This window comes from Bacillus mexicanus (assembly GCF_050445615.1).
GTDB lineage: Bacteria > Bacillota > Bacilli > Bacillales > Bacillaceae > Bacillus > Bacillus mexicanus.
Map to the genome: position 1 here is coordinate 464,664 of NZ_JBCEYV010000002.1, position 16,720 is coordinate 481,383.

The 16,720-nt window shown below is 39.2% G+C and carries 12 protein-coding genes; 2 read left to right on the top strand and 10 right to left on the bottom strand.

Translation table 11 applies throughout. The features are described 5' to 3' along the window. Nucleotides 1–22: 22 nt before the first annotated feature. From AAGG74_RS12000 to AAGG74_RS12015, 4 genes are all read right to left on the bottom strand, one after another. Nucleotides 23–682, bottom strand: coding sequence for an exopolysaccharide biosynthesis polyprenyl glycosylphosphotransferase (locus tag AAGG74_RS12000; protein ID WP_162103959.1), 660 nt, complete (start codon nucleotides 680–682; stop codon nucleotides 23–25). A gap of 224 nt (nucleotides 683–906) precedes the next feature. Continuing rightward, nucleotides 907–2,394 (bottom strand): N-acetylmuramoyl-L-alanine amidase, encoded by a 1,488-nt coding sequence (locus AAGG74_RS12005; RefSeq protein WP_225493245.1) that lies wholly within the window; start codon nucleotides 2,392–2,394, stop codon nucleotides 907–909. Between the two features lie 89 nt (nucleotides 2,395–2,483). Then, the gene (locus AAGG74_RS12010; RefSeq protein ID WP_429675604.1) at nucleotides 2,484–4,637 is read right to left on the bottom strand and encodes a SpoIID/LytB domain-containing protein; all 2,154 of its coding nucleotides are present in this window, start codon (nucleotides 4,635–4,637) and stop codon (nucleotides 2,484–2,486) included. Nucleotides 4,638–4,664: 27 nt separating this feature from the next. Continuing rightward, the gene (locus AAGG74_RS12015; protein WP_162103956.1) at nucleotides 4,665–4,988 is read right to left on the bottom strand and encodes a hypothetical protein; all 324 of its coding nucleotides are present in this window, start codon (nucleotides 4,986–4,988) and stop codon (nucleotides 4,665–4,667) included. 211 nt (nucleotides 4,989–5,199) lie between these two features. Between AAGG74_RS12015 and tagU the strand changes: the two genes are divergently transcribed. After that, nucleotides 5,200–6,120: a polyisoprenyl-teichoic acid--peptidoglycan teichoic acid transferase TagU gene (tagU, locus tag AAGG74_RS12020; protein ID WP_429675606.1), complete on the top strand. Its 921-nt coding sequence runs from the start codon at nucleotides 5,200–5,202 to the stop codon at nucleotides 6,118–6,120. A 38-nt stretch (nucleotides 6,121–6,158) separates the two neighbouring features. Here the strand turns inward: tagU and wecB are convergent, their stop codons facing one another. From wecB to AAGG74_RS12045, 5 genes are all read right to left on the bottom strand, one after another. Continuing rightward, a complete protein-coding gene (gene wecB / locus AAGG74_RS12025; protein WP_429675607.1) occupies nucleotides 6,159–7,301 on the bottom strand; it encodes a non-hydrolyzing UDP-N-acetylglucosamine 2-epimerase in 1,143 nt (380 codons plus the stop codon). Between the two features lie 22 nt (nucleotides 7,302–7,323). After that, a complete protein-coding gene (locus tag AAGG74_RS12030; RefSeq protein WP_429675609.1) occupies nucleotides 7,324–9,228 on the bottom strand; it encodes a glycosyltransferase in 1,905 nt (634 codons plus the stop codon). 72 nt (nucleotides 9,229–9,300) lie between these two features. Continuing rightward, nucleotides 9,301–10,821, bottom strand: a complete 1,521-nt coding sequence (locus tag AAGG74_RS12035; protein ID WP_429675611.1) for a glycosyltransferase — start codon at nucleotides 10,819–10,821, stop codon at nucleotides 9,301–9,303. Nucleotides 10,822–10,842: 21 nt separating this feature from the next. Next, entirely contained in the window at nucleotides 10,843–12,213 is a 1,371-nt protein-coding gene (locus AAGG74_RS12040) for a hypothetical protein (RefSeq protein ID WP_429675612.1), read from the bottom strand. Nucleotides 12,214–12,357: 144 nt separating this feature from the next. After that, complete coding sequence (locus AAGG74_RS12045) at nucleotides 12,358–13,806, bottom strand: glycosyltransferase (RefSeq protein WP_429675614.1); 1,449 nt, start codon at nucleotides 13,804–13,806, stop codon at nucleotides 12,358–12,360. A 401-nt stretch (nucleotides 13,807–14,207) separates the two neighbouring features. On the opposite strand from AAGG74_RS12045, the gene galU reads away from it, so the two are divergent. Continuing rightward, the gene (galU, locus tag AAGG74_RS12050) at nucleotides 14,208–15,086 is read left to right on the top strand and encodes a UTP--glucose-1-phosphate uridylyltransferase GalU (RefSeq protein ID WP_162103949.1); all 879 of its coding nucleotides are present in this window, start codon (nucleotides 14,208–14,210) and stop codon (nucleotides 15,084–15,086) included. Nucleotides 15,087–15,124: 38 nt separating this feature from the next. On the opposite strand, the gene tagH is transcribed toward galU, so the two are convergent. Then, nucleotides 15,125–16,708, bottom strand: a complete 1,584-nt coding sequence (gene tagH, locus AAGG74_RS12055) for a teichoic acids export ABC transporter ATP-binding subunit TagH (protein ID WP_429675616.1) — start codon at nucleotides 16,706–16,708, stop codon at nucleotides 15,125–15,127. Nucleotides 16,709–16,720 lie beyond the last annotated feature (12 nt).

Consider the following 16,720-nt stretch of genomic DNA (forward strand, 5'->3'; position numbering starts at 1 on the left):
TTGATGGTCAATACAAGCCGTATTATCTCGCCCCATCACCTGTCCAGACTACTTTACAAGTTTTCAGCATAATTTTTAACTCTAACGTGAAAGTCAGATTGCGGATGTAATATAAATCAAATATCAGCTTTTCCTTCGGTGTCATATCGTAACCGCCGTTCACCTGAGCCCAGCCGCTCAATCCCGGTTTAACAGCCAGACGCTGTGTAAATCCCGGAATCTCATTTTGGAATATCTCCGTAAACACAGGACGTTCCGGACGGGGGCCGATCATACTCATATCGCCTTTCAGCACATTAAACAGCTGAGGAATCTCATCAATTCTCGTTCTTCTGATAAAAGCTCCGATCCTTGTCACCCGCGGATCTTGCTTCTGCGCCCAAACAGCTCCGGACTGCTCGGCATTTATTTTCATGGAACGAAGCTTATACAGCTTAAATGGTTTCCCGCCTTTCCCTACGCGTTCCTGCGTATATATGGCAGGTCCAGGCGTCTCCAAACAAATCAATACTGAAAATACTGCAATCACCGGCAGCGAAATCGCCAGTCCAATGAGCGCACACCATATATCCATTACGCGTTTTACTGCCAAATAACGAGCCTTCTTTTCAGACAATGTAAAAGAATGTATTTTCTGAACTGAGAATTCACGACTCACATTCATGCTTTTCTCTGCACTCACTGACACACACCTCACGATTTGTTTGGGATGTTATGATGACCTATGCCAGTCAGTTTAGCAGACGGATGTTAATTGGATGTAAATGGTATGTTAATGTTCGTTTGAATATTTCGACTTTTGTTTCTTTATTGTAAATCTATTCATTTCCACATTGGAGAAAGTCTATAATAAATAAATGTACAAAAAAACAGATTAGTCATCTGACTAATCTGTTTTTCTTCTTTTTAATAATAACCCATGATTCCTTCATATATTGCTTGAGCTGCTTTTTCCTGATATAAAGCACTCTTTAACTTACTTGCATCGTTCGCATTTGAAATGAATGCCAGCTCCGCTAAACTGCTCGGCATTGTTGATTCTCTGATCACATGGAAATTCCCTATTCTCACCCCTCGGTTTTGAGTGTTTAGGGCTTTATAAAGTCTATTTTGGATTTCTGTTGCGAGACGTTTGCTATTCGCTGACTCATACTTTGTATAATAGTATGTTTCAGTACCTGTTGCAGCAGGAGTTGCTGAATTGGAATGAATACTCACAAACAGGTTTGCATGATTGCTTTTAGCTTTCGCAACCCGTTCAGAAAGCTCTAAGAAAACATCTGTAGATCTCGCCATAATCGGTATCGCTCCGCCTGCGGAGAGCTTGCTGTTGACAAGCTTTGCCACGGCAAGGTTAACGTCTTTCTCCTTTAAACTATTACCGATCGCTCCGCTGTCATAGCCCCCGTGCCCAGCATCAACAAATACCTTTTTCCCTACAATAGCATTTTTCAGCTGGTTTACAACATTATTAGTAACTGAAATAGTTCCCCCAAGTACAGTGAATGTGTTCTTACTGTTTGATCCAATGACTGTTCTTGTTGCAGTCGGCAGTGAACCCGCATCTGTAAACAGCATTGGCCGATTTTGTTTCGCTGCCAGCACAGATCCCGATAAAGCATCAGCATATTGATAGCCATTGCTGACAAATGCAGCTTTTGAGGAAGAATAATATTTCTTCGCTATATTCGCGGCCACTTCAAAACGGCTGTTTCCGCCTATTCTTGTTGGTGAAGGAAGCTGGCTGTAAACATTTTTAGAAACACTGATTTCTCCCCCGACCACAATAGTCGATCTTGTTCCTTTGCTGCTCATCGCACTTTTCGTTGGTGCAGGAATGGAGCTGGAAGTCGTCAGAAGAATTGGAATGCCGTTTCGCGCAGCATAAGAACCGATTGCCAGACTGTCAGCATATGCCATTCCATTTGCGATTACTGCTTTTGAATTTGAAGACAATTTTTTAGAAATATTTTGGGCAACTTCATAGCGGCTTCTTCCGCCGATCCGTTCTACATTGGAAATCCCTAATTTTTTAATGTCATTTACAGTATTGTTAGAAACACTGATTGTTCCGCCAATGACGATGACCTTGCTCGGTTTGAGCTGGCTGATTCTGTTTTTCGTCGGCGTAGTCAGCTTAGATGATTCCGTCAATAATATCGGAGCATTGTATTTATAAGCTAAAGGAGCAGCTGTTAATACGTCGGCATATGCGTTGCCGTTCGCCACAACAACTGTGTCCGCACTGCTCCAGCCTTGTTTTGAAACATTCACAGCAACTTCATACCTGCTTACTCCATCCAGTCTTGTAACAGAGTTGGCAGCAAATGCATTTGGTACAAATAACACGACTCCTAATATCAACATCGGTATGCTTTTAAGAAAGATCTGCAAAGATAGTCCCTCCAAAGGATTGATAATGATTCATACATTAAATAACGAACGAAGGAGGCAATTTGCCTCCCTGCACTTCTACCAATCATTTAATAGTTTGATAGAGTCGTACCCGGATAGTAAAAACGTAAGATCGTTGTATAGGATTGTCCATCAGCAGCTCTCGCATTGGCGCCGTATTGGCTCATGCCTATGCCGTGTCCGTATCCTTTACCGCTAATGATAAAATCGTTGGTATTGCTTGAGACAGACACATATGTACTCTTCATATTCGAAGCGCCAAGCATTGTTCTCAGCTCTGTTGTCGGTACAGAAATAGTTGTCGTTTTTTCACTCAGGCTACCACTTGAAAGAATATAGCCCTTTGATTTTTCTTTTGCAAAATATGAGAATGTTACACTTGCTGTTTTCGGCCGATGGCCGGCTGTTTTCTCCGTGCTGAATTTCACACTGGATATTTTCGTGATTTTGATAGACTCGGCACTGCTGTATTTATTTTTAATAAACCAGTTTTTTAACCCGCTCAAATATGCTGAGTTTGTTTCATTTTTAGTGTTCCACCAAGATGCCGGGCTTTTGAGATTCAGACCGCTTTTATTAAGCTGGGTTTTACTTAATGACAATGACCAGCTGGTTTGCGGATCGTACGTATCTTTTTGGGCTTTTAAATAAGGAACCTGGCTGCTCCACACCTCGTTGCTTGCTTCCGTGTAGCCGCCGTTACTTGAGGAATATGTAGCTGAAATCAAATTGCCATTGTATTTCAATACTTTTCCTTTTGTAGCTTCTACCACTTCAGAAGTTTTCGAATTCCAGTCATAGCCGCCATATACCTGAAAAGCGGTGGTGTCTTGTACTACTTTCCCAACGGATCTGATGGAATACGTTCTGGCCGCAACTGCCTGAGCTTTTAACGCCTCTTTCTGCCAGCTCGCAGGCATCTCATGAGGAACAACACCTTTTAAATAATCTTCAAAAGGGATATTTACATTAATCGGGCGAACATACTTGCCTGACTCAATCGTAAATTTCATATTTCCGAGATACGATGTTCCATTCAGACTGATAGAATTTGTTTTTGCATATTTTTTAGGATTTGCTGTAAAGGAAGTTCCAAGCGTCTTGATGGCAGTATTGTTTTTATAAAGCACCAAGTTTCCGCCAGACAGCTTGACTGAATAGCCAGCACCTGCAAAAGTATCTGCCAGCTTGTTCTTCAGCGTATCACTGATGGAGATATTTCCTCCAAGAAGCGCAAATGACTGAGTCCCTTTTGATGCCACTACATCAGCAACTGGTGACGGCAGGCTTCCAGGTTCAACCAGCAGTAAAGGGCTGCCCTGCTTCGCGGCAAGTACAGATCCCGTCAATGCATCCGCAAATGTTTGACCGTTTGACATGAATACCTTTGTTGCTTTCATATTTAATTCTTTTATGATATTGGCAGATACCTGATACCGGGAAACCCCGCCAATCCGTTTCACAGCGGCCTGCTTTTTCAATGTGTTTTCCACGCCAGTGCTGACACTCAACGGACCGCCGACAATTGTTACTTTACTCGGAATTTTGTAATCATTTCGGATATTATTGTCTCCCGCAAGTAAAATCGGATAACCGTTCATTGCAGCATATGGCGCGATTGACAGGGCATCTGTAAAGACCATGCCTGTTGCAACTACTGCTTGGCTGTAATTCCCCATTCGGTTGGCTATGTTTTTAGAAACCTCGTAGCGGGTTGCTCCGCCAATCCGATCGATAGAACCGTATTTTTTCAATGTGTTTTCTGTCTTTTTAGAAACACTGATTGTCCCGCCAATGATGAGAATATTGTCAGGATTTAGTTTTGCAATTTCTTTTTCTGTCTTGGGTGTGAGCGAATCCGCGTCTGTTAATAAAATCGGTGCATCGTACTTTTTCGCAAGCGGGGTCGCTGAGAGCGCATCGGCAAAAGCATCCCGATTGACAATGACCACAGTCGATGGATTATTCCATCCGGCAGTAGCTACATTATTGGCGACATCAAAACGGGTTGTTCCCCCATACCGCTCTGTATTCGCAATTCTTGAGCCAGGAATTTCATAGCCGCCTGTAATATCGACATTCAAGCTTGATTTGCTGCCTACATAGTTACTCAGCTTAACCGAAATGGTTTTATCAGCAGCTTTTGCAGACGGCATAATCGCCGGGCATGCAAGAGCTGCAGCAGTAACTGATGTAAGAAGCAAGAACTTCATTTTTTTCAAAAGATAGAACCCCCTAAGAAGTTTTTATTACTTTTCCTCAAGCTCCTTAAGCATTAAGGCGCCATTTGAATCCTTTGTATATTTGACAACAACTTTTTGTCCTTCTGACATGCTGTTCATTTTGTCCTGAAGGTCTGAACCAACCTGAATCGAAGTCTCTTTACCATCAATATCGACTGCAATCGTGTGGCTGTCCGCTAAACCGGCAAATGTGCCTTCCTTCGTGACAGTCTCTTCAGCAGCCGCATTTTTGCTATCTGAATTTGTTTCTGATCCTGATGAGTTCCCAGCTGTGCCGCACGCAGATAAAAGAAGCAGCATTGAGAACATTAAAATAGTAAGTTTTTTCATTTCTATATCACCTCTCCACTTTCTATCGACAATTTTAAGCATATTTTAAGGTGAGAATGAAAACAACGAAAAATTTTTGCGGATTTTCATAAAATACCGAAACATTTTTTACAAGCGGGCGTCTATTGTAAAGAATCAGACAAATTTTAGTTGTTTTCAAATATTAAGAAACTTATAATCGTACTAGATTACAAAAAAGCGAGGACTTATTATGAGAACTGATAAAAGAAAGAAAAAAAGAAAAGCGTTGCTTGTCATTTTAGCCATTGTGGCCGTATTTGTACTTGGCACAAGCTGCTACGCATACTATTTATGGCATAAAGCCGCTTCAACTATGGCAAGTATTCATGAAAGTATTGATAAATCTAATAAAAGGGATACAGAGGTCGACATCAACAAAAAAGATCCGTTTTCCATTTTAATTATGGGTGTGGATGAACGCGACAATGATAAAGGCCGTGCCGACACGCTCATTTATATGACAGTTAACCCTAAAACGAATAAAACTGACATGGTCAGCATTCCGCGTGATACGTATACAAAAATTATCGGTAAAGGCAAAATGGATAAAATCAATCATTCTTACGCATTCGGCGGGACACAGATGGCGGTTGACACAGTTGAGAACTTCCTTGATGTTCCGGTTGATTATTTTGTAAAAGTGAACATGGAAAGCTTTAGAGACGTGGTTGATACACTTGGCGGCATCACAGTAAACAGCACTTTCGCGTTCAGCTATGACGGCTATTCGTTCGGCAAAGGAGAAAACACACTGAACGGAAAAGAGGCCCTCGCTTATAGCCGCATGAGAAAAGAAGACCCGAGAGGCGACTTTGGCCGCCAAGACCGCCAGCGACAAGTGATCGAAGGAATCATTAATAAAGGCGCAAATATTTCTTCCATCACGAAATTTGGAGATATGTTTAAAGTCGTTGAAAACAATGTGAAAACGAATTTAACCTTCGATGACATGTGGGATATCCAATCCAATTATAAAGGCGCGCGTAAAAATATTAAACAGCACGAACTAAAAGGCACAGGAACGAAAATCAATGGAATTTACTACTACCAAACTGATGAAAATGACCTTTCCAATATCAAGAAAGAACTGAAGGAAAGCCTTGAGGATTAAAACAAAAAGAAGCTTTGCACAATGTGCAAAGCTTCTTTTTATTTGCCTGTAAATGAATCCGGATGCTCTTGCCGAAACCCGTAATGAAACAGCAATTCTTCAACAATCCGGCGAGAAGCCTCTCCATCGCCATAAGGATTAGAAGCACGGGACATTTTTTTGTACTCACCATCATCCATTAACAGCTGTTTTGCCAGCCGATAAATAGTGTCCTCATCCGTCCCTGCAAGTTTCAAAGTTCCAGCTTCCACTCCTTCAGGGCGCTCTGTCGTATCGCGCAGCACAAGCACAGGTTTTCCGAGAGATGGCGCTTCCTCCTGCACACCGCCTGAATCTGTCAAAATGAAATGTGATTTTGCCGCAAAGTTATGGAAATCAATGACTTCTAAAGGTTCAATCAGATGCACTCTGTCAGAATCGCCAAAATGCTTCTGAGCCGCATCCCTGACAACAGGATTCAGGTGTACAGGATAAACGACTTGCACATCGTTAAACTCTTCAACAATTCTGCGGATAGCCTTGAACATATTTTCCATTGGCTCACCGAGGTTTTCCCGGCGGTGGGCGGTAAGCAGAATCATCTTATCCCCGCCTACCTGATTGAGAACAGGATGTGAGTAGCCATCCCTCACCGTCGTGCGGAGTGCGTCAATCGCTGTGTTCCCTGTTACAAAAATAGAGTCGGCCTTTTTATTTTCTTTTAATAAATTGTCTTTCGCCTGGTCTGTCGGCGCAAAATGCACATCAGCAATCGCTCCTGTCATCTGGCGGTTGAGCTCTTCCGGGAATGGAGAATACTTATTTCCTGTACGGAGCCCGGCCTCCACATGGCCGACAGCAATTTGATGATAAAAAGCTGCTAGGCTTCCGGCAAACGTCGTCGTCGTATCACCATGGACAAGCACAATATCGGGTTTGATGTCTTTAAACAGCTCATCCAACTTCACAAGTGCGTTTGACGTAATCTCTGCCAGTGTCTGCCGCTCCTTCATAATGTTCAAATCGAAGTCAGGCTTGATGTGAAAGGCATCTAACACCTGATCGAGCATTTGTCTGTGCTGTGCAGTGACCGTCACATAGGAATCGATTTCAGGATATTTTTTCAGTTCAAGCACAAGCGGTGCCATCTTGATCGCTTCAGGCCTGGTCCCGAAGACAGTCATGACTTTTAGTTTTTTCATATTTGTCACCTGATTTCTTTGTTTAACGGGCTGTCAGATAGAATCTTGATTGGTCTGATTGTATAAATAAGTCTATTTTCTTTTTTATTTTAAAGCACCACAGCTTTTTTTCAATATGTTTACTGCAAAAGTACACGCTGGCATCCTTTTTTGGAATCAATGTCGTTTTATATGAATTGATGGATAAAACGATATTCATGTTTTGTAAGTGAGCCGGGGCAAACTTTTGTTCAACTAGATTCCGGTCCAGCTGTATCACAGTCCCATCAGCAGAACTGATTTGATTTTTTATAGGGATTAAAAACTCTTGATTATTGCATTCCAGCAATAATAAGGATTGCTTCGGAAAAAACAATTGGCTTTCAGGGAATACGAACGTTAAATCTGCCTCATTATTTCTGAATTCCACTTTCAAAGCTTCTTGCTTTCTTATATCTATTGACAGATTATCGAAAGTTTTTGTAAAGTACGGCCTTGCGCTAAAAGCATATTCCCCATTATTCCCAATATATTTGGCATGTTTCGAATAGGAATACTTTTCTCTGCTGCTGCCAATTCTGGCACGTTTTTTATAGCCATCTATCTTTGATTCAATAAAGAAGTCCCAAACACCAATATCTTCTTCTTGAATAGCTAAATCAGTAAACTTCGTGAGAAATTCAAATTCTCCATCCTTGACATAAACCGGAGAAATGGTTTTTTCAGTTTTTCGATCACGGTGCACCCAAACGCCTACTAACGTTTGCGAAGCCTGATGCTCTGGTTGTAATGCCGAGTGGATAACCGTTCCTTTTAATGAAAAAGTGTTGTTCTTCATTTGAAATTCGCTCACGTAATGACTGATTTTGTTTCTGTCATCAATGATTCGTTCATTCTCTGTTAACTGATATGGGATAAGGCTTGGATAGTTTGCTATGATATGCCCATTTTTGACAGATGTAAATTGAGTCATATTTTCTTTATCAGCTTCAAACTGTTTCAAACCCTTTAAGTCATTCTGACGTACAAAATATAATTTTAATCGCGTATGAGAATGAACAAGCTTGTCAATTTCATGCGGAATATTTTGTTCAACAAAATGATGCAGTTCTGCCATCCATATTTGCTGTTCCCGTTCATCCTCGATCATTATAGTGAAATCCGTTGTTCTGGAAAAGTCAAAATGGCGATTTAAAAACTTCGCCATAAACTTCATTTTACTGGTATGAGAAAGACGGCTCTCACGAATCATATCTATGATTACCTTCATTGCGCCGTAGTAGTTTTCAGGCGCTACATATGCAAAAGTCATATGCTCGCCATCATGCTGTACAGCGTAGTAATAATCATAGTCAGCCAAAACAGAAATTTTGTCCGCTTCTAAATAAGCTTTCATGACAAATACCTGATCCTCTGTGGCCTGTATATTAGAAGGAAAATATATGTCATGATGTCTTAGCAGAGAAACTTTAAAAAGTTTTGTCGGGCCAATTGAGTAGACAAGCGGAGATTTAACAAGATCCGCTTTAGGTTTTGTTTCTTTAAAAATAGCTTGCGGAACCGCTCTGCCGTTTACACCGACCATTTTTCCAAGCACGATATCTGAATTGTGCTGTTGTGCATATTGATACATTCTCTCGAACGCTTCAATTCCTAAATAGTCATCGGAATCAATAAAAAAGATATATTCACCATTCGCAGCACGTATAGCTTGGTTTCTCGGTTCTCCGGGCCCTCCTGAATTTTTCTTTCGTTCAATAACCGTTATATTAGAATACTGTTCACTGTATTTTTTTAATATGGAGACCGTACCATCCTGAGAACAATCATCTACACAAATAATTTCATATTCATGATTCGGCATGGTTTGTTGAACAAGACTATCCAGGCAGCGGGTGATAAACTGTTCTGAGTTGTATGTGGGTACTGCTGCAGTAATTTTCAACATGCCACCTCTATCCTTAGCCGCTTCTATATCTTCATAAAAGCTCATATAATGAACAAAAATGTATAAAATACACTACTTCGTCATTTCAAATACTTTTTCCCATCTTTCAAACAATCGATCTTCACTATATTCAGAGTCCATTAAGTTCTTTGCATTTTTTCCATATTGAATGGCCTTTTCAGGATTGTCATACAAATAAATAATACTCTCAGCAAGCATTTCAATATGGTCAGGTTCTACAAGCATTCCCGTTTCGTCTTCTTTTATGAGCTCTCTCGGGCTGTATTTGACATCAAAACTGATAACGGGGGTTGCGCACGAAAACGATTCACAGATAGCAAGGCTGAACCCCTCAAATTTTGATGTTAATAATGTGGCAAGCGCCTGCTGATAAAATGGAGCCGGGTTTGCAATATACCCTTTTAAATGCACATTATCCAACTGGAGATCATCAATCAATTGCTGATACTCTTCATAGCCGGGACCGCTGCCATAAATATTAAGGACAATTTCAGGACGCGATTTTTTCACGATTTCCATAGCCTTTATGACCTTATCGATTCCTTTTTCTTCATGATATCTGGCCACCATGACAAATTCGTTTTTCTTCTTTTCATACGTTTGTAATTTTTCAAGCCGTCTTGGAGCATGGGGAATAACAAAAATATTATTGCTGGATTCAAAGTCCTTCATGATATCTTCTTTTTGTTCATTCGTTAAGACGATGAGCCCGTCATAATCTTTAATATGTTCCATCGCGTATTGATGATTTTTCCGAACTTTGCTGCCCAACGTATAAGGATAATCTAAATGATTGGAATGCACACAGTAATAGCGCTTTGCCAATCCTTCTCGCATTTCATTTACTTTTGAAGCACTTCCGACTCCATCGCAGATGATAATAGGGTCCTGTTCTTTTTCGCATAGCTTCTCAAGCCAATGTGTATGAAAGGTGTGTTTATTTTTGAAAAATACGGCTTCCTTTTCACCCCGTTCAAACAGCATAACTCCCTGACTGGCTCCCGTGTGAAAATGGTGCCATTCTGTTAAATAACAAAAACCGTCCGGTGCTGTGTAGTGAATTTGAGTTTGTTTACCGGAACGTTGATCAAAGTATATCCTTTTCATTACATGCTCTTCATAAAATAATTCTCGCTTAGTTCTTTGCATATTCTCATTAAAGTAATCGATATAAAGGAGAGCGCCATCTGAACTCCATTTTTTCTTCTTGATATATAAACCATTCTGAAAATAACTTGCCTCTAATTTCAACTTATCAAAAGAAACAGCAAGATGTTCTTCATGTATGTTCACATTTTGCTGATAATAAAGTTTTTGTTCCGTACTTATCTCCGTCGGTTTATGCTGATTTTTATAATAATCATAAATATTTATAATATTAACATCTGTATGCAATCTTCCTGCATTTTTCAAAGTTCTCTCTATTTCAGCATAATTCTCTTTATGATCTAGTGTAATCAAATCAATATTGAGGCCATGCTCAGCAAAGGTATATGACCTTGACATCATAGAGCTTGTAATGCCACCTTTTTCAATATCAATTTCATAAATTAACGAAAAAATCTTTCTCATTTTCAAGCTCCCTCTTACAAGTTACTTCTTATTAGATAAAAACAAGTAGTTTAACACTCGACGTTTTAAGCCTTCAGCAGTCATTATTACTAAGTGACTGTTTTCCTCTGCCATCTTGAGCCTCCACCCTTTGCTAGCTTGCTCACTCTGATCTATCTTTCCTTCTGTCACACTTAATTTTTCTTCAAAATATTTATTATCCCATTCCACACATAAACAAATGTCAATGTCAGACTGCATGTCCAATACAGTACGCAACGACATATAACCGTTCACTACAAATTCCACATTTGAAACCTCTCGTATTTGGGCAGGTGATATATAGACTCCGTTACTTTTTCGATTCTTTAATTTCCAATAAAACCGGCCGCGTCCCTCAGATTGTTTAGGAAGTTTTCCTTCAAAACAGACCACTGCGGAAACATAGAGATTTAACTTTGTCTGCCATTCAGCGCTTGAAAGAGTAGCGCGCATCTTGATTAAGTGATTATTAAAAGGAACATAATCAATAAGTTCTCGAATAAACCTTTTACGTATAAACGGCTCTTCTGAAACATAAAAAATATTTTTCCTTGGCCCGGTTTTTGCAACTACCTCATTATATCTTTTTAAAGATGGAAGACAGAGCCCGTCAATGTTATTAATTTCTGTTGCTATGTTATTAATCGATTCATTCACTTCTATAAATCCTTTAAATAAAGAGGAATCCTTTGATGGTAAAGAACATATGAGCGAGTACACTTCTGTTTCAGACGTTATAAAAAAGTGATCAGAATCATTTATAAGGTTTTTTAAAAAATATAGTATAAGCTCATTTTCAGAATGAAATATCCGAGATACACTTCCTATATTTTCAAAAAGAATAATTTTTTCAAGCTTTCCATTATTCTTATACCACTTTGACATATAACAAGTGCCGTCTTTTTTTAAGTATAGCTGCTGCTTAGGCTGATTAGTTTCCAAATTCATATAGATCAAGCTGTGTATATGTCCTGATTTTGTGAACTCTTCTCTTTTGAACCTTTGCCTGCTGTCATTAAAATAATCTGCTACAACCAATTCACCCGCAGATGAAAATCGTTGGTATTTTACATACTTCCCATTTTTATAATAACGATATACTGGTTTTTCTGGATCTTTGACATAAGTCAAACCCTCTTCCTCAATTGTATGTTCAATCCATGAATATTCAGGCTCAGGCCCCTTCAAAAAGTCGTACAGGTTTATGACTGGCGATTCTTTATATATGGCCAAAGCATCTGGTTCATATTTAAAAGTCACAATATGTAAAGGATAATGCCAATCGATCGTGCTTACATTTTGTCTTTTTGCAATATTAAGCGCTGAACAAACAAAAGCTAATTGTGGCCTAGGAATCTTTATACTCATCATAGATACGATTACCTTTCTTTTATTAAAAGTAGTACAGTGACGTTCATTTTCAGAAGTTCATTATAACATTTTTCAAATCAAGGCTCTAGCTGATGTACATTCCAAATAAAAACGCCCGAAGCAACCTTCGGGCGTTTCATTTCATTAATTTTTCTCCAATGCATTAAACAGCTGCAGCCATTTGTTCAATACTGCTTCATTTGTATATTCGGTAAGAACCTTTTCACGTCCTTTTAATCCCATCTCTTTTGCAGCATCAGGATTATTTAACAGCTTTATGATTTGATTGGCTAATGCTTTTTGGTCCTTGTGAGGAACAATGTAACCATCTACTCCCTCATTTATCAAGTCTCGAGGACCATAATTACAGTCATAGCTGATAACAGGAGTTCCATTCATAAAAGATTCCATGACAGAAAGGGGGAAGGCCTCATAATTAGAAGACAATAAAGTGGTAAGTGAGCTTCCCATTTCTTCTCTTACATTTTTTGCATAGCCTTTAATAAAAACATTCTGTTGCAGATTCAATTCATTAATCAATTGTTCTAATTTAGACTTCTCAGCACCGTGACCGAAAATTTCAAGTCTGGCATCTGGCACCTTTTTAATAACCCTCACAAATGCTTTAATTGCCTCATCAATAGCCTTTTGTTTATTATATCTTACAAACATGCTGACTTTTTTATTATCTTTTTTTATGTCTGGCAAATCTGTATATGGCATTGAATTAGGAATAATAAAAATGTTTCCATGTTCACCAAATTGTTTTTCTATATCTTTCTTTTGATCATTTGTAAGCACTACGAGCGCATCAAGTTTATCAATATTGCTTAGAAAATCAATATGATCCGGTTTTACTTTACTTCCGTATGTAAACGGAGATTCAAAATGATTGATGTGCACCATATAAATTCTATGAGCTAGTTCTTTTTTCATTCCTCTGACTTTTCCGGTGCTTCCCGGTCCATCACAAATAAAAATTGGTTTTTCATTTTCTGCTGCAGCTATTTCGTTTAACCAATACGTATGAAATTCAGCATTATTTTTAAACATTAGAACCTTATTGCTATTTTTGTTAAAAAGAAAAACTTGCTGCTGTTTCTCGGTTTCACTGTTATACCATCGTATGAGGTAACAGAACCCATCAGGCGTAAAGTACTTCTCATAATTCATTTTGTTATTAGCAGGATCAAAACCGATCTCTCTATGTTTATACTTGTTTTTATGGAATTCTTCTCTTTTAACCCTTTGTCTATTCTCATTAAAAAAATCAATATGACTAAGGTGTCCATCCTCAGTCCATTTCTTATATTTCACATAAGAACCTTGTTTAAAGTATCTGATGTACTGTTTTGTATCATATTCCGAATCCTGAATGAAATACCCTTCCTGTTCTGTTTTTGCTTCATTTTCATAATAGGAAGGATCAATATTTCCGTCAGTATTCAAATCTCGATAGTAATCATTTACATTCAAAATATTAACATCTGGATCTAATTTACCAATCCGTCTTAATTCAGATGTTATATTCTCATAGTAAGGATTATAATCAAAAGTAACTAAATCTGACTTATATCCATTATGTACAAGCATTTTTGACCGGTTTAGCATGGCGGTTGTCATGCCGCCTTTGTTTACATCAATCGTATAAACTACCATAAAAACCGTTTTCATCCGTGCACCTCTTATTAGAATTGATATTCAAAATGAAATAGGTAACCCCTCTAAAATATGTATACCCTATTTGTTCTATTTTAAACTTAGCATATGATTTGCTCAATATCATTTTTTTGTTTTCAACAATTTTAAGGTTACTTTAAGTTAACTGCCTTAGATAATAGACTAACTCTTGTTTAAAATTGGATTTTCTTATATGATTAACGTGTTTAGAATAGATGAAGTTGGGTAAAGAAAGATAAGTCTATTTTATTATATCAGCTATGTGTAATCACTGCGCTGAATATAAAGCATAATACAAGGAAGGTGCTTTGACATTGAAAAAAGTACGTAAAGCCATAATCCCTGCCGCAGGTCTCGGAACGAGATTTTTGCCGGCTACGAAAGCAATGCCGAAAGAAATGCTTCCTATCGTTGACAAGCCAACCATTCAATACATAATTGAAGAAGCTGTTGAAGCCGGTATTGAAGATATTATTATTGTAACAGGTAAAAGCAAGCGGGCGATTGAAGATCATTTTGATTACTCTCCTGAGCTTGAAAGAAACTTAGAAGAAAAAGGAAAAACCGAACTTCTTGAAAAAGTGAAAAAGGCTTCTAACCTGGCTGATATCCACTATATTCGCCAAAAAGAGCCTAAAGGGCTCGGACACGCTGTCTGGTGCGCGCGTAACTTTATCGGTGATGAGCCATTCGCGGTTCTGCTTGGAGACGATATTGTTCAGGCAGAAACACCAGGATTGCGTCAATTAATGGATGAATACGACAAAACACTTTCTTCTATTATCGGTGTTCAGCAGGTGCCTGAAGATGAAACACACCGTTACGGCATTATTGACCCGCTGACAAGTGAGGGCCGCCGTTACCAGGTGAAAAACTTCGTCGAGAAGCCTTCTAAGGGCACTGCACCTTCTAATCTTGCCATCTTAGGCCGTTACGTATTCACACCTGAGATCTTCATGTACTTAGAAGAGCAGCAAGTCGGCGCAGGCGGAGAAATTCAGCTGACGGATGCTATTCAAAAGTTAAATGAAATTCAAAGAGTGTTTGCTTACGATTTTGAAGGTAAGCGCTATGATGTTGGTGAAAAGCTTGGCTTTATCACAACAACTCTCGAGTTTGCGATGCAGGATAAAGAGCTTCGCGAGCAGCTCACTCCATTTATGGAAGCTCTGCTAAACAAAGAAGAACTCTAAACAAAAAGGCTATTGGACATCCATCCAATAGCCTTTTCTTATTTCGACATCAAGGTCAGCGTATGCTTATCATTATCAACTGCAAAGGCCAGGTCAGCTGTATTCACAAGAAAACGGTCCTTGCTGCTGTCATACAGTACATCCCTGTCACTTAAAGACAATGACGCCGGTGTAACGGGGGCAATGTTATGAAAGATAAGCTCTGATGCTTTACCGTTCTCCAGCACATAGCTGATTTTTTCATAATCAAAATCCAACGTCTTTCTTCCGTCAGCTGTATCCTCTTCACTATATCCATTCAATTTCGATTGAATGCTGCCGCTGCTGTCTCCCAAAAATTTCAGGAAGTATTCATAGGAAGTTGCTGCATTTTGCGTTACATAAGGCGTAAAGGCAGCTGCTCGCAATTCAGCATGTTTCATGTTTGTTGTAACAGCGCTCTTTTTCACAAAATAAGCTTGTCCGTCAAGCTTTATTTTCGCTGTTTTTTTGCCTTTTGCAGCTACCGTCACTTCTGTGCCAAATCGCAGTGTAACATCCGCCTTCTTTTTCAAATCTTGATCCTTATAAACAGACGGTTTTTCAGCTGTAATAAACCCTTGCTTATTGACTGCGGTTAAGCGTTCCTCTGACTCACCTTTTACATTGCCATGATGATTCTTCACTTCATTTTGCGGAATAGCCCCAAACGAAGCAATTGTACGAAGAGGGGCATTAAAGAACATCGTTCCCGCAGTAAAGACCGTCAGAATGGACAAAATAGCAATTTGAACGGCATTAGCCAGTGATTTGGGCTTTTTCTTTTTTTTACGAAAACGGGCAAACGCTTCAGGACTATCTTTCTTCCGCTCCTCCGTCTGCTCTTTTTTATATGTTTCTTTTTCTGTTTTCGAGAGTTTATTAAACCAGTCAATAAACGCTTTGTACTCTTTGACAACGGTTTTTGTTTCATCAAACATGCGAAGCTCACCATAGTGCATCCAAGCAACGCGGTCACACATTTTTTCAATCTGTCCGATGGAGTGGCTGACAAAGAAAATTGTTTTCCCTTGTTTTTTAAACTCATTTATTCTGTCAACACACTTCTGATAAAACGTTTGGTCCCCTACAGAAAGCGCTTCGTCAATAATTAAAATATCAGGGTCAATATGCACGGAAATCGCGAAACCGAGACGCGATTTCATACCGCTGGAATAGTTTTTAACCGGCTGATTAATAAAATCGCCAATCTCGGCAAATTCCACGATGCTGTCATACATATGATCAATTTCTTTATTTGTTAAGCCCATCATCAAACACTTGAGCCGGACATTATCCCGGCCCGTTAATTGATTATTTAAACCGGCCGCAATCGCAATCAGCGACGGCTGGCCGTTCATTTCGATTTCACCGCTGGTCGGTGGAATAATTTTAGCCAGCAGGTTTGACATGGTCGATTTCCCTGACCCGTTTATCCCTACAAAGCCAATTGTTTCTCCTTCATACACGTCAAAGGAGACATTCCGCACAGCAAAAAAACCATTATCCTTGGCCGGAAAAAACAATCCTTTAATCTTGTCCGATTGTTTTTTATACAAATGATACTGCTTTGAAACATTTCGAAACGAAACTTTTAGTTTCATCGTACAATCTCC

Bases quoted from the DNA above. Each gene is read 5' to 3' on its own strand.
- tagU (WP_429675606.1), top strand. From the start codon at position 5,200: ATGAGAACTGATAAAAGAAAGAAAAAAAGAAAAGCGTTGCTTGTCATT.
- AAGG74_RS12030 (WP_429675609.1), bottom strand. From the start codon at position 9,228: ATGTTGAAAATTACTGCAGCAGTACCCACATACAACTCAGAACAGTTT.
- AAGG74_RS12045 (WP_429675614.1), bottom strand. From the start codon at position 13,806: ATGCTTGTACATAATGGATATAAGTCAGATTTAGTTACTTTTGATTAT.
- AAGG74_RS12035 (WP_429675611.1), bottom strand. From the start codon at position 10,821: ATGAGAAAGATTTTTTCGTTAATTTATGAAATTGATATTGAAAAAGGT.
- wecB (WP_429675607.1), bottom strand. From the start codon at position 7,301: ATGAAAAAACTAAAAGTCATGACTGTCTTCGGGACCAGGCCTGAAGCG.
- AAGG74_RS12015 (WP_162103956.1), bottom strand. From the start codon at position 4,988: ATGAAAAAACTTACTATTTTAATGTTCTCAATGCTGCTTCTTTTATCT.
- tagH (WP_429675616.1), bottom strand. From the start codon at position 16,708: ATGAAACTAAAAGTTTCGTTTCGAAATGTTTCAAAGCAGTATCATTTG.
- AAGG74_RS12040 (WP_429675612.1), bottom strand. From the start codon at position 12,213: ATGATGAGTATAAAGATTCCTAGGCCACAATTAGCTTTTGTTTGTTCA.